The following is an 18,745-nucleotide window of genomic DNA, read 5'->3' as shown; positions in this document are numbered from 1 at the left end:
AAGCGTTTGTATAAATTTTTATACAAACGTTTTTTTTTATCCTCGTTTCAAAATCATAAGTAGAAGTATAGCCTGAAATAGAGCAAGACCATAAAATTTAAGCATAAAATTACTTTTAGAAGTTTTGTGTCTAAACCTTTTCATTGCTAGATAGCCTCCAATACTTCCTCCAAAAAAACATAAAGTAAGTAGGTTTTTTTCCTTTACTCGTCTTTTATTCTTTATCGCTTGTTCTTTGTCATGAGCAAAGATGGTAAAGGCTAAGTAGTTTATAATGAATAAGTAAATGAATAAAAATTTCATAAGCCAAAATTATTGGATCAAAGGTAGTATTTTAGCTACTGTAAAAATAATTTATTATGACCCTTATCGAGTTTATTCAGCAAATAGTAAGTGCTTCGACTAAGAGTATTGAAAATACCCTTGAATTATTAAATGAATCTTGTACCATTCCTTTTATCGCTCGTTATAGAAAGGATAGAACAGGAAATTTAGATGAAGTTGAAATTGAAAAAATAGCAAAGTACCAACAATTATACCAAGGTATTGTAAAGAGAAAAGAGGCTATTATTTTAGCTATAGAGGAACAAGGAAAATTAAGTGACCAATTAAGAGAAAAAATCCTTGGGAGTTTTGATTTACTAGAAATTGAAGATATTTATCTTCCTTTTAAAAAGACACGTAAGACCAAAGCTGATATTGCTAAAGAAAATGGGTTAGAGCCATTAGCAAAGATGATTATGGCTCAAAATGCCTCTAATTTATCTCAAACTATCGAAAAATTTGTAAAAGGTAATGTAGTAGATAGAGAAATGGCAATAAATGGGGCCAAAGATATTATTGCACAGTGGATCAATGAAAATATGTATGTAAGAAAGGTATTGCGTTCAAAATTTGAACGTAATTCTAGTGTGCAAACAAAAGTAGTTAAAGCAAAGGCCGATTTAGAAGAAGCTCAAAAATATAGTCAATACTTTGATTGGAATGAACCTTTACATAGAATTCCTTCTCACCGATTATTGGCAATTCTAAGAGCTGAAAAAGAAGGGTATATTAAATTTAATGCTACTATTGAAAAACAAGAAGCTTTAGATTTTATTGAGAAAACCATCCTTAAAAACGATGGAGATTCTGCACAAATAGTGCAGCAATCTATTGAAGATAGCTACAAAAGATTGTTGGAGCCTGCACTGAGTACAGAGGCATTAAATCAAGCCAAATTAAAGGCTGATTTAAACTCAATAGGTGTTTTTGCTGATAATCTATCCCAGTTATTATTGCAATCTCCTTTAGGACACAAACGCATCTTAGCTATTGATCCAGGATTCAAAAGTGGATGTAAAGTGGTTTGCTTGGATCAACAAGGAAATCTGTTGTATAATGAAACCATCTTTCCTCATGCTCCTCAAAAGGATACTACTATGGCTATGAAGAAGATTAGATCAATGGTTAATTCTTACCAAATTGAAGCTATAGCTATTGGTAATGGAACAGCTTCCAGGGAAACTGAATTCTTTATAAAGAAAATTGCTTTTGACAAACCAGTTCAAGTATTCATTGTAAATGAAGCAGGGGCTTCTGTTTATTCTGCATCTAAAATTGCAAGACAAGAATTTCCCAATTACGATGTTACTGTAAGAGGAGCAGTATCTATTGGGAGAAGGCTTATTGACCCTTTAGCAGAGTTAGTGAAAATAGATCCAAAAAGTATTGGTGTTGGACAGTATCAGCATGATGTAGATCCTACTTTATTAAAACAAGAATTGGATAATGTAGTGATGCGATGTGTAAACTCTGTAGGAGTAAATGTCAATACTGCTAGTACTTCTTTATTGTCTTATGTATCAGGAATAGGACCAAAGATGGCGAAGAATATTGTTAATTATCGCTCGGAAAATGGAGGCTTTTCCAATAGGGAAGAATTAAAAAAAGTAGCAAGATTTGGGCAAAAGGCCTTTGAGCAGTCGGCTGCATTTATTCGCATTACTCAAGGAGATAATCCATTAGATAATTCTGCAGTTCATCCAGAATCCTATCCAGTGGTGAAAAAAATGGCTAAAGATCTTAAGGTGAGTTTAGAGGATCTAATTTCCAACAAAGAAATGATCAATAAAATAAATATTAAAAGTTACATTTCAGATAAAATTGGAGAGCATACTTTAATTGATATACTTAAAGAGTTAGAAAAACCTGGTCTAGATCCAAGAAAGCCTGCTAAAGTATTTGAATTTGATCCAAGTGTGAAACAGATAACCGACTTAAAAATCGGACAAGTTCTTCCTGGAATTGTAAACAACATTACTAATTTTGGTTGTTTTGTTGATTTAGGTATCAAAGAAAGTGGGTTAATCCATATCTCTGCTTTACAAAAGGATTTTGTAAGTGATGTGAATCAAGTAGTCAAACTTCATCAACACTTAATGGTGAAAGTTACCGATGTAGATGTTGCCAAAAAGAGAATTCAACTTACATTGATTTTTTAAAAATATACATTTCTAGGGTTTATTATTTATAAATCCTAGAAATAAAAAAAGCGCTAAATAACTTATTTAGCGCGTGTTATGACCTGTGGTTCAGAATAAACTATTATTCTGACTTAGTAGTATCGTTTTGATTGCTTTGTTTAGAAGAGGTTTGTGAAGTGTCCTCTTTTGTAGCATCTTTAAATTCTTTTATTCCGCTACCTAAACCTTTCATTAATTCTGGAATTTTCTTACCTCCGAATAATAAAAGAATTATTGCTACAATAACAATAATTTGCCAAGGACCTACTACTCCTAAAAATACCTGTAATGAGTTCATTTTAAATTTATTTGAAACATTATGTTATACAAATATAGTAAGAAAAATGGAAATCAATTCTTTATAGTAAAAATTATTAAACATTTAAGAAAACTAGATGGCCCTTACAATGCATTTATTGAATAATAAAGGGCTATATTTAGCTACATAAGTATTAGAATTATTATATTTGTTTATTAAAAAATAACATATGTCAAGTACAGGGACTGGGCCTAAAAGGTGGAAGACTAAGCTTTTGGATAAGTATCGAATAGTTATAGTCAATGATCGCACATTTGAAGATGTTAAATCTTTTAAATTGAATATTTTAAATGTGTGGATGGGGATTACTACCCTTGTTTTTGTAATGATTTTATCCACTGTTCTTCTATTAGTTCTTACTCCGGTTAAGGAATATATTCCAGGATATTCTTCTTCTGACTTAAAACAAAAGACGATTCAGCTTACTTTAAAAGTGGATTCTTTAGAGGCAGAAGCTAGAAGGAACTCTTTGTTTATTCATGGTATCACCCAAGTTTTAAAAGGAGATGTGGAAATAACCTCTGAGAGTATAGATTCTTTAATGATAACGGCAAATCCAACTCAAACCTTAGAACATAAAGGGCCAAGTGAAAACGATAAGAAATTAAGAGAGCTAGTGCATTTAGAAGATAAATATAATTTGTTTCCTGAGGCTGCTCCAAAGGTTAGTGAGGTTTTGTTCTCTCCAGTAGATGCTGAGGTGGTTAAAAAATTTGATCCAGCCTCTTCTTCCTACGGTGTAGATTTTATTTTAACTGGAACTACCCCAATTAAATCTATTGCAAAGGGAACAGTATTATTATCCCAGTGGAATATAAAGGACGGTTATATGATTGCTGTTTTACATAAAGACGGTATCGTTTCAGTATATAAGCATCTTACAAGTTTGATAAAAGATGAATATGATACAGTAGAATCAGGAGAAGTCTTAGGGCTTTTTGATGTACAAGAACACGATGCAATCGATGTTAATAATAACAATATTTCCTTTTTTAATTTTGAACTATGGAAGGATAGTTTTCCTTTAGACCCTTCCTTATTTATAGACTTAGATTAACAATTATGTCAATTAAATCATTCGCAGCAAAAATTTTTGCATCTATTATTATTAAAAATAGACAAAAATGGGTTAATAAACCTGTAGAAACCCAAGAAAAGGTTTTTCAATCTTTGTTAAGCCAAGCAAAAGATACGGAATTTGGAAGAGATCACCATTTTGGAGAAATAAGATCTCATTTAGATTTTGTAAAGCAAGTTCCTATCCGAGACTATGAGGAATTAAGACCATATATGGATAGAGTAGTAGAAGGGGAGCCTAACGTTTTGTGGAAAGGTAAACCTATCTATTTTGCCAAAACATCTGGAACTACTTCAGGGACTAAGTACATTCCTTTAACAAAGGAATCTATGCCATATCATATAACAGCTGCTCGTAATGCAATTTTATCGTATATTGTAGAAACTGGTAAAGCTGATTTTGTAGATGGAAAAATGATTTTTTTACAAGGGAGTCCAGTGTTAGAAGCAATCAATGGTATACAAATAGGACGATTATCCGGGATTGTTGCTCATTATGTACCTAGCTATTTACAGAAAAACAGACTTCCTAGTTTAAAGACTAATTGTATAGAAGATTGGGAACGAAAAGTAGATGCTATTGTGGAGGAAACCCAAAAGGAGGATCTAACTGTAATTTCAGGAATTCCAAGTTGGGTTCAAATGTATTTTGAAAGGTTAGTAGAAAAAAACCATAAAGCGGTTGGGGATATTTTCAAGAACTTTAAGCTTTTTATTTATGGAGGTGTAAATTACCAGCCCTATAAAGCTAAGTTTGAGCAGTTAATTGGCAGAAAGGTTGATTCCATTGAATTATTTCCTGCTTCTGAAGGTTTCTTTGCTTATCAAGATTCTCAAAAACAGGAGGGATTACTGTTACTTTTAAATTCAGGTATTTTTTATGAATTTGTGAAAACTACCGAATTTGACTTACCAAACCCGCCACGATACACAATTAGAGAAGTTGAGTTAGGAGTGAATTATGTAATGATAATTTCAACTAATGCAGGTCTATGGGCCTATAATATTGGAGACACTGTTGAATTTGTAAGTCTTAAACCTCATCGTATTATCGTAACAGGACGTATAAAACATTTTATCTCTGCCTTTGGAGAGCACGTTATAGCAAAAGAAGTGGAAACAGCTTTGGCTACTGCGATGCAGAATACAGATATAAAAATTAATGAATTCACAGTTTGTCCGATGGTGGAACCTCAAGAAGGATTACCTTACCATGAATGGTTTATTGAGTTTGAGCAGGAACCAAAGGATTTAGAAAAGTTTGCCAAAGATATTGACAAGGCTTTACAAGGTCAAAATAGTTACTATAAGGATTTAATCCAAGGTAAAGTATTAAGAACCTTAGTGATTAGTAAAGTTGCTAATCATGGTTTTCAAGACTATATGAAAAGTATTGGAAAACTAGGGGGACAAAATAAATTACCACGTCTTAGCAATGACAGAAAAATTGCTGATAATCTTCAAACAATATAATATTGTTTACAACCCAAAAAGTATAAAATATGAATGAATCTAAAAATATAACAAGAACAAGAGCTCAAATGTCCTCTGCGGCTATTGAGCGAATGTATATTACAATGCGCCATTTATTCAACCGTGGATTTTACAAGCCCATGGGAGTTTCTGGGGATACTTTAAGAGAAGCTTTATTGGAGCTTAGTCCTGAGATTTACGGTACAATAGGTGGTGAAAAGGTAGAGTTAAATGGACTATTATATGTTATTGAACGTTTACCTATAGGAATTGAAGAATGCCGTTTTATTAATCTAACTTCAGATGAAGGTTATTCTAATTCTCACTTCCAAGCGATTGTTCCTCCTAAGCGTAGAAGAAACTGCTATAGAATAGATGAAGAGCAGATGAATATTGAGATTACTAGAGGTAGAAGTGATATATATGATGTTTTAACACATTTGACTTTTATATTCATTGAATCTCATAAAATAAAAGACAGAGTTTTAATTAGTGATGACGGGAGTTTTTCCAGAGATTGGAAAAAAATCGAACTTGCTGCAAATAGGGAAGAACCTTTAGAGCAAGTAGAAAAAGAAGTAGTAATGTCCCATTTATCTAATGTACTTGGACGATCTTTTTCTGAGGTATTAGATATCTATCAAAAGTTTGCTACACCTACCAATCCAGACCGCTTCTTAGATGTGATCTATTGGTTAGGGAAGTTTGCTATTGAAGAGGATTTAGAGAACCAAAAACGAACTATTACTTTTAGTCCTTTATTAAGAGAACGATTAGGACACCATATTTATGGAGAGATTTGGTCAGATCGTATCAAAGATGTATTAAAGAAAAATAATTTATTACACCGTCCTATTCATATTATTAGTGCCAATATGCACAGTGTTATGAATTCGATTTTCGCACCATCTGTAGTTAAGAAAGCTACTGGCTTAAAGGATGAACTACAGATTTATGAAGAATTAAGTAAAGGAGAAAATTGGGAGTTAAGAGATGCTGTACGTCTTAAAGCAAAAAAGGAAGGAATGATTTTCCTAGAGGATCAAAGTGGTACTAATATAGACGTACAAATTTTTGATACACAAAAAATTGACTTTAAGGATACAAACTTCAAGGATACCAAACTTACAAAAGACTTCCCAGTAATAATTGTTATGGATTATGCTTTTGGAGAGCAAGCCTATGAAACAATTGATGAGCTATTGAAACCTTATCAAAAACAAACCTTATTGAATGTAGAATCTGTTTCCATTATGGGTAAAGCAGGAATTCTAGTAGGAGGTAAAGGAGACATTATGATACCTTTTGCACATATTAATGAAGGGACAGGAGATAATTATCCGTTTGATAATGAACTAAGCGTAGAGATGTTTGAAAACGACGATATCCCAGTATTTGGTGGTACGATGGTAACTGTTTTAGGTACTTCTTTACAGAATAAGGATTTACTGAAGTTTTTCCATGATTCTACATGGGGAGTTATTGGACTTGAAATGGAAGGAGCACATTACCAAAAAGCAATTCAATCGGCATCTAAAATTAGAAAGAGTATAAATCCTGATGTTAAAGTAAGGTATGCTTATTATGCTTCTGATAATCCTTTAGAAACAGGAAGTACTTTAGCCTCTGGAGGTTTAGGAAGCACAGGGGTTAAACCTACTTATTTAATTACTATAAAAATCTTAGAACAAATATTTTTGTCTAAGTAGTTTTAATATAAAACCATTGAAATGTAAAAGATGGTTTATCATGATAAAAGCCCCATGTCTTAAGTAGTGGGGCTTTTTTTATAATTTGCATACTTCTTGTTGTAGTATAATCAAGGAGAAATATAAATGGAGCTAAAATAATACAATGTGAGTATGGAGATATCTACCACTGCAATTCCTGGGGTTTTAATCCTTACACCTAGGATTTTTTCTGACCACCGTGGTTACTTTATGGAAAGCTTTAATGAAAAGAATTTTAAAGCACTGACAGAATTAGATGTAAACTTTGTCCAAGACAATCAGTCCTTTTCAAGAAAAGGCACTCTTAGAGGGCTTCATTATCAAACAAAGGAGTTTCAACAAGCAAAGTTAGTAAGGGCAATTCAAGGGGAAATATTGGATGTAGTTGTTGATCTAAGACATGATTCGCCAACTTATGGGCAGCATGTAAAGATTGTATTAGATGATCAAAAGCATCAACAAGTTTTTATACCAAGAGGTTGTGCACATGGTTTTTTGGTATTAAGTGAAACGGCTATTTTCGCATATAAATGTGATAACTACTATAATATAGATTCTGAAGCAGGGATTATTTACAACGATAAAGATTTAGATATTGATTGGGGAGTAGACTTAGACAAGGTTGTACTATCACCAAAAGATTTAGAGCTGAATACTTTTAAAAACCATCAGAGCATATGGTAAAAATTCTAGTAACAGGAGCAAATGGTCAAGTAGGCCAAGTCTTACAAAGTATAGCTCATGAATTTAATAATATAGAATTTTCTTTTTTTGATTCCAGTTCTCTTGATATTACCTGTTTTAATAAGGTAGAAGAGGTATTAGGCAAAGACAAATGGGATTATTGTATCAATTTAGCTGCATATACACAGGTAGATAAAGCTGAGGTGGAGACAGCTCGCGCTTTTCAAATCAATAGTATTGCTGTGCAAAATATAGCCAAGTGTGCACATAAGTTTGGAATAACCTTTATTCATCTGTCTACTGATTTTGTGTTTGATGGTAAAAAGAAAATTCCTTATACTACCCAAGATATAGCTAATCCCATAAATGTATATGGAAGTTCAAAACTCCAAGGAGAATGCGGTATTCAGAAAGAGTGTAAGAGATACTATATCGTTAGAACCTCTTGGCTTTATTCGGACTTTGGACATAATTTTAAAAAGACTATGCTGCATTTGGCAAAAACTAAAAGTTCTATACAAGTTGTCAATGACCAAATTGGTACTCCTACCAATGCAGTAGAACTGTGTTATTATTTGATGGAAATTATACAATCCAAAGCCAAGTATGGTTTATATCATTTTGCAGGTAATAAGGTTTGCACTTGGTTTGAGTTTGCAAAAGATATTTTTGAGCAAAATAGTATAGATATAGAAGTTCTACCTATTAGTTCGAAGGATTTTAATAGTCTAGCTCATAGACCAAGTTATAGCGCTTTAGCTACTACACCAATTGACTAGTATAAAAAACGCTTTAGATAGAATTTGCTTCATTAAAGTACTCTTAGCAATAAGGAAGTAGGGTAGAGACCCTATGAAAAAATTCGATTTACAATTTATTATTAGTAATTTTACCGTTGCTTGTTTGGATAAAATTCTATGTAAGAGTAAAACGTCTTATCCTACATTGTTTAATAAATCGACTTAATTAATAAATATATACCTAAATTTAAATGAAACGCATACTTATAACTGGAGCTGCAGGTTTTTTAGGATCGCATTTATGTGATCACTTTATAACTCTTGGTTACCATGTAATCGCTATGGATAACTTGATTACAGGTGATATGCGAAATATTGAGCATTTATCCGACAAAAGTAATTTTGAGTTTCACCATCACGATATTACCAAATATGTAGATATTCAAGGAGATTTGGATTATATTTTACATTTTGCCTCTCCTGCAAGTCCTATTGATTATTTGAAAATTCCCATTCAAACTTTAAAAGTTGGTTCTTTGGGTACCCATAATTTATTAGGACTAGCTAGAAAAAAGAAAGCTAGGATGTTGATTGCTTCTACCTCTGAGGTATATGGAGACCCTTTGGTTCATCCGCAAAATGAAGATTATTATGGGAATGTAAATACCATTGGTCCTCGAGGTGTATATGATGAAGCTAAGCGCTTCCAAGAGTCCATTACAATGGCTTATCATACCTTTCATGGTGTAGAGGTTAGAATAGCACGTATTTTCAATACCTATGGACCTAGAATGAGATTAAATGATGGTAGGGTAATACCTGCTTTTATAGGACAGGCTCTAAGAGGAGAAGATTTAACTGTTTTTGGAGAAGGTTTACAAACAAGGTCTTTTTGCTATGTAGATGACCAAGTACAGGGAATTTATCGACTTTTACTAAGTGATTATTCATTACCAGTGAATATTGGAAATCCAGAAGAAATTTCTATCCTAGATTTCGCAAAAGAAATAATCGCCTTAACAAGCAGTAAACAAAGTATTGTGTTTAAAGATTTACCTCTTAATGATCCAATGCAAAGATGTCCAGATATCACTAGAGCTCAACAAATTCTAGGGTGGGAGCCAAAAGTAGATAGAAAAACGGGTATGCAACTAACGTATGAATATTTTAAGCAGTTTTCAAAAGAAGATTTATTAAAACAAGAACATAAGGATTTTAGTAATTATATCCGCTAATTTTAAAGTAAGCGTATAAAAGATATATTGCCTTTTGTCTTAGAGCAAAGGGTAGATTTATATAAAAAAGGCATTAACTATTTAGTTAATGCCTTTTTTATTAGAATACTATTTTTTAATAGTTCAGTAAAATAAGTTATTTTTGATGCATAATTACAAACAACACAATACAATGAATATTTTATTATTAGGTTCCGGTGGACGCGAGCATGCTTTTGCTTGGAAAATGCTTCAAAGCGAACATTGCCAAAAGCTATATGTAGCTCCTGGAAATGCTGGTACAGCTCAAATTGCTCAAAACTTAGCTTTAAATCCAAATGATTTTCAAGCAGTTAAAACTGCCGTATTACAATACGATATTGATATGGTAGTAGTTGGTCCTGAAGATCCTTTAGTACGTGGGATTGTTGACTTTTTTCTACAAGATCAAGAGTTGAAAAATATTCCTGTAATTGGTCCATCTCAAAAAGGAGCGCAATTAGAAGGTAGTAAGGATTTTGCTAAAGAATTTTTATTTCGTCACAATATTCCAACAGCTGCATACCAATCTTTCACTAAGGATACAATAGAGCAAGGAAAGGCATTTTTAGAGACTCTGAAAGCACCTTATGTTTTAAAGGCAGATGGATTAGCAGCAGGTAAAGGAGTTGTTATTTTAGAAGATTTAGATCAGGCTAAGCAAGAATTAGAAGATATGCTTGTGGATGCTAAATTTGGAGATGCTAGTTCTAAAGTAGTTATTGAAGAATTTTTATCTGGTATTGAGCTTAGTTGCTTTGTATTAACTGATGGGAAGAGTTATAAGATTTTACCAACAGCAAAAGATTACAAAAGAATTGGAGAAGGAGACACTGGTTTAAATACTGGAGGAATGGGAGCTATTTCCCCTGTACCTTTTGCAACTAAAGAGTTCATGGATAAAATTGAACAACGTGTTGTTATTCCTACAATTGAAGGAATCAAAAAGGATAACTTAAACTTTAAAGGATTTGTTTTTATCGGTTTAATTAAAGTTGGAGACGACCCTTATGTAATTGAATACAATGTTAGAATGGGAGACCCTGAAACGGAGGTAGTTCTACCACTTGTAAAAAGTGATTTAGTTACAATATTTAAAAGTATTGCTAATGAAACTTTAAACGATATAGAAATTGAAATTCACGATAATACAGCTGCAACAGTAATGTTAGTTTCCGGTGGTTATCCAGAGGACTATGAAAAAGGAAAAGCAATTAGTGGTTTAGATCAAGTAGAAGGATCTTTAGTTTTTCATGCAGGTACTACATTAAAAGACCAAACTGTTGTTACAAATGGTGGTAGGGTATTGGCAGTTACTTCTTTAGGAGATAACTTCCAAGAGGCATTAAAAAAATCTTATCAAAACATAAATAAAATTTGTTTTGATAAGATTAATTATCGAAAAGATCTTGGATTTGATCTTTAAGATGAGACTATTTTAAGAATGAGTGGGCTGTAGTATCTTGATCATCCTCATTATTTGCTTTGAAAATTTCTAGTTGTTTTAACCAGTATACAAAGTAATAACAAGTAATCAGGATGAAAATCCAAGTCACTGTATTAGCAGCCCACCAATTTGTTAGTTCTAATTTAGCCAAATAATCCATTGGTAAAAAAAGAACTCTTTCGAATAGGAATCCAATTCCATTAAATAATGAAGTCATTTTACTTTATTTTAAATTAAATAAAATTATTTTTATTAATCCGTAATATAGGTCTTACTCTTTGTAAAAAAAGAGAACACTCCATATTAGTTACAAAAATATAAAATATATAAATGTTAGCAAGTGTTTTTAGTAAAACAAAACCGATTAATTATATTATACTTACAGTGTTACTTGTTTTTGCATATGTAATTTATCAGTTAACTACTATTGAGGTACAGCAAATTACTCTTCTGGAATCAACAGAGTACACAATAGAGTTAGTGCTTTTACTATTAATGATGTATTTATCCCAATTTATTGTTTCTCGCAATCGATTGGTTAGAGATCATGCATTTGTACCTTTATTATTTGTTAGTTTTATTTTGTTTTTTCCTAGTTTACTAACAAGTGCTAAGCTTATTGTTTCTAATTATTTTATAATGTTGGCTTTAAGAAGAATTTTTTCCTTACACTCTTTAAAGCAATCTAAGGAGAAAATTTTTGATGCTTCTTTGTGGATTTTAATGGCGAGTTTATTCCATTTTTGGAGCATACTGTTTTTAATTCTGCTTTTTGTAGCTCTTATTTCATTTGTTCAAAAGGACTTTAGGAACTGGATTATTCCTTTATTGGCTTTTTTAACTGTCTTTATAGGTATATGTCTTTATTTACAAATCACCAATATTCCTCTGCAACAGTGGTTAGATGGAAGGTTTGATATGAGTTTAAATTTCTTATATTTTGATGATGTTTTTGCCAATATAGCCTTAGCAGTATTTGCCTCTATATCTGTTTTGTTTTTTACCTCGGAAACCTTAAGCCTTGGACAAAAAGCTTACAACATGCAAAATATGTACAAAAAGATTTTATTGACTTTTGTAATAGGGGTAGCAGTATATATTATTTCTCCAGAAAAAAGTAATGCAATTCTACTATTTTCTTTTTTCCCATTATCTATTTTAGGTGCTAATTATTTAGATAATATACCCCAAAAATGGCAACAAGAAGCCGTGGTATATTCTGTATTTATTTTGGGGTTATTTTTCTTTATCGCTCAGGTTCTCCTATAGCTTTTGGCCATAGGCTAAGTCTCCTGCATCTCCCAATCCAGGTATGATATAGTTATTTTGATCCAATCCTTGATCCAAAGTAGCAACCCATAAATGTACATTTGAAGGCAGGTTTTCTTTTAAATAACTAATACCCTCTGGAGCTGCAATAACAACAGCAATATGTAATTCTTTAGGTGTTTGATCTACCAATAGCTTATTGATTACTGCCACTAAAGATTGTCCAGTGGCAAGCATAGGGTCAATCATGATTAATACCTTATCATTAAAAGATGGTGCAGCTTGATATTCTACTAGAATTTCACTTGTATTATCTTGTTTGTTATGGGATCTATAAGCAGATACAAAACCATTTTCAGCATCATCATAGAAATTCATAAAGCCTGTATGTAGGGCTAAACCAGCTCTTAAAATAGAACACAATACTACTTTATCCTCAATACATGTAGTGTTTTTAATTCCAAGAGGAGTTTGAACGTTGATTTGCTTATACTGTAAGTTTTTACTTAGCTCATAAGCCATTATTTCACCAATTCGCTCAATGTTTTTTCTAAATCGCATACTATCTTTTTGTACATCTACATCACGTAATTGTGCTAGAAAATGATTTAAGATACTATTTTGCTCGGAGATATAGTGAATTTTCATATAAATATAATTAGTAGTATAAAAGTATTAAAACTATATTTGTAAATAAAATATTTATCATGTTTTCAGAACTAGCATTTCCTATATTCGAACAAGTAATTAAAGATTATCACACTTTTGATAATGTAGATCAACCAATTTCGAATCCTTATCCTAAAGATGATATTAAACATCTTTTATATTTAAAGAACTGGATTGATACGGTACAATGGCATTTCGAGGATATCATTAGAGACCCTCAAATTGATCCTGTAGGAGCATTAGCTTTAAAGCGTAGAATTGATGCTTCAAATCAAGAAAGAACTGATATGGTTGAATATATTGATAGCTATTTTCTTCAAAAGTATAAAGATGTAGCTATACAAGAAGATGCTAAAATTAATTCAGAAAGTCCTGCTTGGGCAATTGACCGTCTATCTATTTTAGCTCTTAAGATTTATCATATGCAAGAAGAAGCTAATAGACAAGAAGCTTCCGTAGAGCACAGACAAAAATGCCAAGAGAAATTAGATGTTTTATTAGAACAAAAGAAAGACTTAACAACTGCAATTGATGATTTGTTAAGTGATATCTCTGAAGGTAAAAAATACATGAAAGTGTATAAACAAATGAAAATGTATAATGATGAGGAATTAAACCCTGTATTATACCAAAATAAAAAATAGTTATATCTGATTTTTTTCAATACTAAAAGCGTGAATTTTTCACGCTTTTATTGTTGAAAAACAGTAATTACATTGATATGGAAAAACCCAAACATATTGTTATTTTCCGGCTATCTGCTATGGGAGACGTAGCCATGACTGTGCCTGTTGTTCGTGCTTTGGTAGAACAACATAAAGATATTCGTGTAACCGTTGTATCTAGACCTTTTTTCAAACCTTTTTTTCAAGGAATAGACAGGGTCGAGTTTATGGCTATTGATCTAAAGAAAAGGCATAAAGGCATCAAAGGGTTATATCAATTATACAAGGATATCAAGGCTAAGAAAGTAGATTATTTTGCAGACTTTCACAATGTATTGCGCTCTAGTTTCGTTCGAACTCTATTTAGTTTAAGTGGCGTAAAAGTTGCTGCATTAGATAAAGGTCGTAAGCAAAAGAAGGCACTTACTTCATTGAGCAATAAGATTTTCAAACCTGTTCCTACTATGTTTGAAAACCATTTAAAAACATTGGATAAGTTAGGTATTAAAGTTAACTTAGATAATCCAACATTTCCACAAAAGCCTGCTTTAGCTCCTGAGCTATTACCTTATGTAAAAAGTAAAGATACCTATTGGATTGGTATTGCTCCATTTGCACAATATTCCTCTAAGGTATATCCTTTGGATTTGATGCAAAAGGTCATCGATACTTTGGCAGAAAGAGAGAAGTCTATTTTGTTTTTATTTGGAGGAGGTGAGAAAGAGGTAGCTCTTTTAAATCAATTAAAAAGGGATAACCACAATGTAATTGTTATAGCAGGAAAGGTTAAATTAGACGTAGAGTTGAATTTGATTCATAATTTAGATTTAATGCTATCTATGGATTCTGGGAATGCTCATATTGCAGCAATGCTAGGAGTTAAGGTAATTACTCTTTGGGGAGCAACCCATCCTTATGCAGGTTTTTCTCCTTTTAATCAGCCTTTAGATTATTGTATAACTGCTGATAGAGATAAATATCCTTTACTGCCAACTTCTGTATATGGTAATAAAGAGGTAGAAGGTTATCAAGATGTTATGCGTAGCATTGATCCAATGATGGTGTGTGATAAAGTAATTAATGAAATAAAAAAAGTATAGTTCACTATTTTTAAAAATTATAAAGATGGAGTTTGAAATTGAAAAATACATAAGAGACGTACAGGATTTTCCAAAAGAAGGGGTTGTTTTTAAAGATATTACTCCTTTATTAAATGATCATTATGCGCTTGTTCAGACAACAAATGCACTTTTAGATCTTATTGGAGATCAAAAAATTGATGTAGTAGTTGGAATGGAAAGTAGAGGGTTTTTCTTTGCTACTATTTTAGCTTATAAGTTGGGTGCTGGATTTGTACCAGTTCGTAAACCAAATAAATTGCCTTGTGAGAAGATATCAGAAGAGTTTAGTTTAGAATACGGTACAGATATCCTAGAAATGCACAAAGATGCAATCAAGCCAGGTCAAAAAGTATTAATTCATGATGATGTTTTAGCAACAGGTGGTACTGCTCAAGCTGTATGTAAATTAGTAGAATCTTTAGGCGGAGAGATTGTAGGTTTAAATTTCTTAATGGAATTAAGCTTCTTAAATGGAAGAGATAAAATAAAATCTTACGATGTGAAAAGTTTAATAACTTATTAGTGAGTTGTTTAGCATATATCAAGTAAAAAAATCCAATTAATTTTTTAATTGGATTTTTTTTTGAAATAAATTTGGATTTCTCAAAAATAATTCGAAATATTTGCACTTGCATTTAGCAAATAATTCAAAATGAAGCACACAAACCTACATATAGGAGATTTAAAAAACTACATCGAGCTTTCGATGCCAGTTGTGCTATTGAATTTTTTCTCGCGGTCTTCGCGGTTTTGGGCATAATTACACTTTGCCTATTCTTATATATATGATGTAGTTTTTACATCATCGATTTTTTATCCATAATTTTAATGTTTTTCAATTAACCTAAGGCATTGCTGTATACTTGTATTACGCTTTTGCTTGTGGCTACTTGGATTTTAATTCACTGATTTAGAATGAATTCAAATCAATTTCTGGTTGTACCAGCAGATCACACACATGTGGATTACGCTGAACAAATTTGTGAAGAAATGGCTCAATCTGCCAAAGCTCGTGGTACTGGTATTGCTAGGAGAAAATCCGAATACATAGCAGGCAAGATGCTTGAAGGTAAAGCTGTTATAGCACTGCATAAGGACGGAAGATGGGCAGGTTTTTGTTATATAGAAACTTGGGGCCACGGAGAGTATGTTGCTAACTCAGGTTTAATAGTTAATCCCATTTTTAGAGAAGAAGGCCTAGCTAAGGCTATCAAAAAGAGAATTTTTGAGCTATCAAGAAGTAAATATCCAGAGGCAAAAATTTTCGGTTTAACTACAGGTTTTGCTGTAATGAAAATTAACTCTGAATTAGGCTACGAACCAGTTCCATATTCTGCTCTAACTCAAGACGAGACCTTCTGGAAAGGATGTGAGAGTTGCGTAAACTTTCAAATCTTACAAAGCAAGGAGAAAAAGAATTGTTTATGTACAGCCATGTTATGGGATCCTTTAGATAAGCAAAAAAAATTGCGCAGTAAAATAGATCTTAGACAAGAGGCTAAAGAACGTTTGCAACGTATGAAAAAGAAGCAGTCCTTATTGAAGAAGCTTCAAATTCAGTTAAGAAAAACAATAAAAAAAACCCATTTATTTTAATTTATACACACAACCAAGATGAACAATAAGAAAATAGTTTTAGCATTTAGCGGAGGATTAGACACTAGCTTTTGCGTTATATATTTAAAAGAAGAATTAGGATATGAAGTACACTCTGTAGTTGTAAATACAGGTGGATTCGATCAAGAAGAGTTAGCAGAAATTGAAAAGAAAGCTTTTGCTTTAGGAGTTGCTTCTCACGTTTGTATTGATCAAACACAAAGCTATTACCAAGAGAGTGTAAAATACCTAATATTTGGAAACGTACTTAAAAACGGAACATACCCATTATCAGTAAGTGCAGAAAGAGTTTGTCAAGCAACTGCAATTGCAAACTACGCTAAGAAGATTGGAGCACAAGCAGTAGCCCATGGATCAACAGGTGCTGGAAATGACCAAGTACGTTTTGATATGATTTTCAATATCTTAGTTCCTAATGTTCAAATCATCACTCCAATTAGAGATTTGAAATTAAGTAGAGAGCAAGAAATCGAATTCTTACAAAAACACGGAGTAGAAATCAACGCAGAAAAAGCGCTTTACTCTATCAATAAAGGACTTTGGGGAACTTCTGTAGGTGGAAAAGAAACTTTAAATTCTAGAGAGTACTTACCAGAGCATGCTTGGCCAACCCCAATTACTAAAACAGGAAGTGAAACAGTAGAGATTTCATTTGTAAAAGGAGAGCCAGTTGCTTTAAATGGAGTGACTATGGAGCCAACTAAGGTGATTCAAACTCTTCAAGATATGGCTCAACCTTATGGAATTGGAAGAGATATTCACGTTGGAGATACTATCATTGGAATTAAAGGTAGAGTTGGATTTGAGGCTGCAGGTCCAGTTATTTTAGTGAAAGCTCACCATACTTTAGAAAAGCATACCTTAACAAAATGGCAATTGAGCTGGAAAGAACAATTAGGATCTTTCTATGGAAACCATTTACACGAAGGACAATTCCATGATCCAATTATGCGTGATATGGAGGCTTTCTTAGAAAGTACCCAAAAAAGCGTAACAGGTAGTGTTTTTGTGGAGTTACATCCTCATAGATTTGTAATAGTAGGAATCGAATCTGCATTTGATTTAATGAGCAATGAGTTCGGTAGCTACGGAGAAATGAACAATGCTTGGACTGGAGAAGATGTAAAAGGATTCTCTAAAGTATTTGGTAACCAAACAATGATTTGGCACTTAATTAATAATAAGGAAAAATAATAATATGAAAATGCAAAAGATAAAAGTTGGTATTCTTGGAGGAGCTGGATATACAGGTGGTGAGCTACTTCGTATTTTGTTGAATCATCCTGCGGTAGATATTAGTTACATTCATAGTAATAGTAACGCAAATAAAAAAGTTTACCAGGTACATCGCGATTTAATTGGAGATACTGAGTTAGAATTTACAGATGCCTTTTCCCAAGATATTGATGTATTATTCTTATGCATGGGACATGGAGATTCTAAAGTGTTTTTAGATAACAATCCAATCAATGAATCCATTAAAATCATTGATTTAAGTCAAGACTATCGTTTAAAAAAGCAGGACAATCCATTTGTTTATGGATTACCTGAGTTAAATAAAGAACAGATAAAACAAAGTAGTTATATTGCTAATCCTGGCTGCTTTGCAACAGCAATTCAACTGGCTTTATTACCACTAGCTGGGCAAAACAAATTACCAGAACAAATATGCTTAACTGCACTAACAGGAAGTACAGGAGCAGGGCAAAGACCAAGTGCAACTACTCATTTTAGCTATAGAAGCAATAATATATCTGTTTACAAAGCTTTTGAGCATCAGCATTTAGGTGAGATAGGACAGAGTCTGACGCAATTACAAGACAACTATGAAAATACCATCCAATTTATTCCACAAAGAGGAGATTTTGCAAGGGGAATTTTTGTTAGTGTTGTTTTAAAAAGCAATGATTCATTAGAGGATTTGCAAGCAGTATATAAAACGTTTTATCAAGATGCTCCATTTACTTTTTTAAGTGAGGATCCAATTGATTTAAAACAAGTAGTTAATACAAATAAATGTCTTATTTCCATTGAAAAGAGTGAAGATAACATTCTAATTACATGTGCGATAGATAATTTATTAAAAGGGGCAAGTGGTCAAGCTGTTCAAAATATGAATTTAATGTTTGGCTTACCTGAAGATTTGGGATTAAAATTAAAAGCATCTGCTTTTTAAA

19 protein-coding genes are annotated in these 18,745 nt (G+C 32.4%); 15 read left to right on the top strand and 4 right to left on the bottom strand.

Annotation, left to right across the window (positions count from 1 at the left end; all coding sequences use genetic code 11):
- Positions 1-36: 36 nt before the first annotated feature.
- Positions 37-303 carry a DUF1294 domain-containing protein gene (locus ACYSNM_RS11725; protein WP_461757086.1) on the bottom strand — a complete coding sequence of 89 codons (267 nt, stop codon included), beginning with the start codon at positions 301-303 and terminating at the stop codon, positions 37-39.
- 56 nt (positions 304-359) lie between these two features.
- On the opposite strand from ACYSNM_RS11725, the gene ACYSNM_RS11720 reads away from it, so the two are divergent.
- The gene (locus ACYSNM_RS11720) at positions 360-2,483 is read left to right on the top strand and encodes a Tex family protein (protein ID WP_461757085.1); all 2,124 of its coding nucleotides are present in this window, start codon (positions 360-362) and stop codon (positions 2,481-2,483) included.
- A gap of 103 nt (positions 2,484-2,586) precedes the next feature.
- Here ACYSNM_RS11720 and ACYSNM_RS11715 read toward each other — a convergent pair whose 3' ends face one another.
- Complete coding sequence (locus tag ACYSNM_RS11715) at positions 2,587-2,802, bottom strand: twin-arginine translocase TatA/TatE family subunit (protein ID WP_461757084.1); 216 nt, start codon at positions 2,800-2,802, stop codon at positions 2,587-2,589.
- 190 nt (positions 2,803-2,992) lie between these two features.
- Here ACYSNM_RS11715 and ACYSNM_RS11710 point away from each other — a divergent pair, with 190 nt between their 5' ends.
- From ACYSNM_RS11710 to purD, 7 genes are all read left to right on the top strand, one after another.
- Positions 2,993-3,880, top strand: a complete 888-nt coding sequence (locus ACYSNM_RS11710) for a M23 family metallopeptidase (protein WP_461757083.1) — start codon at positions 2,993-2,995, stop codon at positions 3,878-3,880.
- A 5-nt stretch (positions 3,881-3,885) separates the two neighbouring features.
- Positions 3,886-5,373, top strand: a complete 1,488-nt coding sequence (locus tag ACYSNM_RS11705) for a GH3 auxin-responsive promoter family protein (protein ID WP_461757082.1) — start codon at positions 3,886-3,888, stop codon at positions 5,371-5,373.
- Between the two features lie 29 nt (positions 5,374-5,402).
- On the top strand, positions 5,403-7,082 hold the full coding sequence (locus tag ACYSNM_RS11700) for a DUF6909 family protein (RefSeq protein WP_461757081.1): 1,680 nt from the start codon (positions 5,403-5,405) through the stop codon (positions 7,080-7,082).
- 153 nt (positions 7,083-7,235) lie between these two features.
- Complete coding sequence (gene rfbC / locus ACYSNM_RS11695) at positions 7,236-7,787, top strand: dTDP-4-dehydrorhamnose 3,5-epimerase (RefSeq protein WP_461757080.1); 552 nt, start codon at positions 7,236-7,238, stop codon at positions 7,785-7,787.
- The gene (gene rfbD / locus ACYSNM_RS11690; protein ID WP_461757079.1) at positions 7,781-8,566 is read left to right on the top strand and encodes a dTDP-4-dehydrorhamnose reductase; all 786 of its coding nucleotides are present in this window, start codon (positions 7,781-7,783) and stop codon (positions 8,564-8,566) included. The genes rfbC and rfbD overlap by 7 nt, the downstream gene beginning before the upstream one ends.
- A 212-nt stretch (positions 8,567-8,778) precedes the next feature.
- A complete protein-coding gene (locus tag ACYSNM_RS11685; RefSeq protein ID WP_461757078.1) occupies positions 8,779-9,762 on the top strand; it encodes a UDP-glucuronic acid decarboxylase family protein in 984 nt (327 codons plus the stop codon).
- A gap of 172 nt (positions 9,763-9,934) precedes the next feature.
- Positions 9,935-11,206, top strand: coding sequence for a phosphoribosylamine--glycine ligase (gene purD, locus ACYSNM_RS11680; protein ID WP_461753352.1), 1,272 nt, complete (start codon positions 9,935-9,937; stop codon positions 11,204-11,206).
- Positions 11,207-11,213: 7 nt separating this feature from the next.
- Here purD and ACYSNM_RS11675 read toward each other — a convergent pair whose 3' ends face one another.
- Complete coding sequence (locus ACYSNM_RS11675; RefSeq protein ID WP_461753353.1) at positions 11,214-11,444, bottom strand: DUF6341 family protein; 231 nt, start codon at positions 11,442-11,444, stop codon at positions 11,214-11,216.
- Positions 11,445-11,557: 113 nt separating this feature from the next.
- Between ACYSNM_RS11675 and ACYSNM_RS11670 the strand changes: the two genes are divergently transcribed.
- Positions 11,558-12,496 carry a DUF6427 family protein gene (locus ACYSNM_RS11670; protein ID WP_461757077.1) on the top strand — a complete coding sequence of 313 codons (939 nt, stop codon included), beginning with the start codon at positions 11,558-11,560 and terminating at the stop codon, positions 12,494-12,496.
- Here ACYSNM_RS11670 and upp read toward each other — a convergent pair.
- Positions 12,491-13,144 carry a uracil phosphoribosyltransferase gene (gene upp / locus ACYSNM_RS11665; RefSeq protein ID WP_461753355.1) on the bottom strand — a complete coding sequence of 218 codons (654 nt, stop codon included), beginning with the start codon at positions 13,142-13,144 and terminating at the stop codon, positions 12,491-12,493. The two genes, ACYSNM_RS11670 and upp, sit on opposite strands and share 6 nt — an antisense overlap.
- Positions 13,145-13,203: 59 nt before the next feature.
- On the opposite strand from upp, the gene ACYSNM_RS11660 reads away from it, so the two are divergent.
- The 6 genes from ACYSNM_RS11660 (at position 13,204) to argC (ending at position 18,744) form a co-directional block, all read left to right on the top strand.
- Positions 13,204-13,809, top strand: a complete 606-nt coding sequence (locus ACYSNM_RS11660; protein WP_461757076.1) for a DUF4254 domain-containing protein — start codon at positions 13,204-13,206, stop codon at positions 13,807-13,809.
- Between the two features lie 77 nt (positions 13,810-13,886).
- Positions 13,887-14,930, top strand: coding sequence for a glycosyltransferase family 9 protein (locus ACYSNM_RS11655; protein ID WP_461757075.1), 1,044 nt, complete (start codon positions 13,887-13,889; stop codon positions 14,928-14,930).
- 25 nt (positions 14,931-14,955) lie between these two features.
- Complete coding sequence (locus tag ACYSNM_RS11650) at positions 14,956-15,474, top strand: adenine phosphoribosyltransferase (RefSeq protein ID WP_461757074.1); 519 nt, start codon at positions 14,956-14,958, stop codon at positions 15,472-15,474.
- Positions 15,475-15,866: 392 nt separating this feature from the next.
- Complete coding sequence (locus tag ACYSNM_RS11645) at positions 15,867-16,547, top strand: GNAT family N-acetyltransferase (protein ID WP_461753359.1); 681 nt, start codon at positions 15,867-15,869, stop codon at positions 16,545-16,547.
- 18 nt (positions 16,548-16,565) lie between these two features.
- Entirely contained in the window at positions 16,566-17,762 is a 1,197-nt protein-coding gene (gene argG / locus ACYSNM_RS11640) for an argininosuccinate synthase (protein ID WP_461757073.1), read from the top strand.
- Positions 17,763-17,772: 10 nt separating this feature from the next.
- The gene (argC, locus tag ACYSNM_RS11635; RefSeq protein ID WP_461757072.1) at positions 17,773-18,744 is read left to right on the top strand and encodes an N-acetyl-gamma-glutamyl-phosphate reductase; all 972 of its coding nucleotides are present in this window, start codon (positions 17,773-17,775) and stop codon (positions 18,742-18,744) included.
- Position 18,745: the final 1 nt, after the last annotated feature.

Source organism: Myroides sp. LJL116 (assembly GCF_054871685.1).
This window is presented reverse-complemented; position numbering and strand designations above follow the sequence as displayed.

What these genes read in the sequence shown, in the direction of transcription:
- ACYSNM_RS11700 (WP_461757081.1), top strand. Translation starts at nt 5,403, where the DNA reads ATGAATGAATCTAAAAATATAACAAGAACAAGAGCTCAAATGTCCTCT.
- ACYSNM_RS11670 (WP_461757077.1), top strand. Translation starts at nt 11,558, where the DNA reads ATGTTAGCAAGTGTTTTTAGTAAAACAAAACCGATTAATTATATTATA.
- ACYSNM_RS11685 (WP_461757078.1), top strand. Translation starts at nt 8,779, where the DNA reads ATGAAACGCATACTTATAACTGGAGCTGCAGGTTTTTTAGGATCGCAT.
- ACYSNM_RS11725 (WP_461757086.1), bottom strand. Translation starts at nt 303, where the DNA reads ATGAAATTTTTATTCATTTACTTATTCATTATAAACTACTTAGCCTTT.
- ACYSNM_RS11645 (WP_461753359.1), top strand. Translation starts at nt 15,867, where the DNA reads ATGAATTCAAATCAATTTCTGGTTGTACCAGCAGATCACACACATGTG.
- ACYSNM_RS11650 (WP_461757074.1), top strand. Translation starts at nt 14,956, where the DNA reads ATGGAGTTTGAAATTGAAAAATACATAAGAGACGTACAGGATTTTCCA.
- purD (WP_461753352.1), top strand. Translation starts at nt 9,935, where the DNA reads ATGAATATTTTATTATTAGGTTCCGGTGGACGCGAGCATGCTTTTGCT.
- upp (WP_461753355.1), bottom strand. Translation starts at nt 13,144, where the DNA reads ATGAAAATTCACTATATCTCCGAGCAAAATAGTATCTTAAATCATTTT.
- ACYSNM_RS11655 (WP_461757075.1), top strand. Translation starts at nt 13,887, where the DNA reads ATGGAAAAACCCAAACATATTGTTATTTTCCGGCTATCTGCTATGGGA.
- ACYSNM_RS11710 (WP_461757083.1), top strand. Translation starts at nt 2,993, where the DNA reads ATGTCAAGTACAGGGACTGGGCCTAAAAGGTGGAAGACTAAGCTTTTG.
- argG (WP_461757073.1), top strand. Translation starts at nt 16,566, where the DNA reads ATGAACAATAAGAAAATAGTTTTAGCATTTAGCGGAGGATTAGACACT.
- argC (WP_461757072.1), top strand. Translation starts at nt 17,773, where the DNA reads ATGCAAAAGATAAAAGTTGGTATTCTTGGAGGAGCTGGATATACAGGT.
- ACYSNM_RS11705 (WP_461757082.1), top strand. Translation starts at nt 3,886, where the DNA reads ATGTCAATTAAATCATTCGCAGCAAAAATTTTTGCATCTATTATTATT.
- rfbD (WP_461757079.1), top strand. Translation starts at nt 7,781, where the DNA reads ATGGTAAAAATTCTAGTAACAGGAGCAAATGGTCAAGTAGGCCAAGTC.
- ACYSNM_RS11675 (WP_461753353.1), bottom strand. Translation starts at nt 11,444, where the DNA reads ATGACTTCATTATTTAATGGAATTGGATTCCTATTCGAAAGAGTTCTT.
- ACYSNM_RS11715 (WP_461757084.1), bottom strand. Translation starts at nt 2,802, where the DNA reads ATGAACTCATTACAGGTATTTTTAGGAGTAGTAGGTCCTTGGCAAATT.
- ACYSNM_RS11720 (WP_461757085.1), top strand. Translation starts at nt 360, where the DNA reads ATGACCCTTATCGAGTTTATTCAGCAAATAGTAAGTGCTTCGACTAAG.
- ACYSNM_RS11660 (WP_461757076.1), top strand. Translation starts at nt 13,204, where the DNA reads ATGTTTTCAGAACTAGCATTTCCTATATTCGAACAAGTAATTAAAGAT.
- rfbC (WP_461757080.1), top strand. Translation starts at nt 7,236, where the DNA reads ATGGAGATATCTACCACTGCAATTCCTGGGGTTTTAATCCTTACACCT.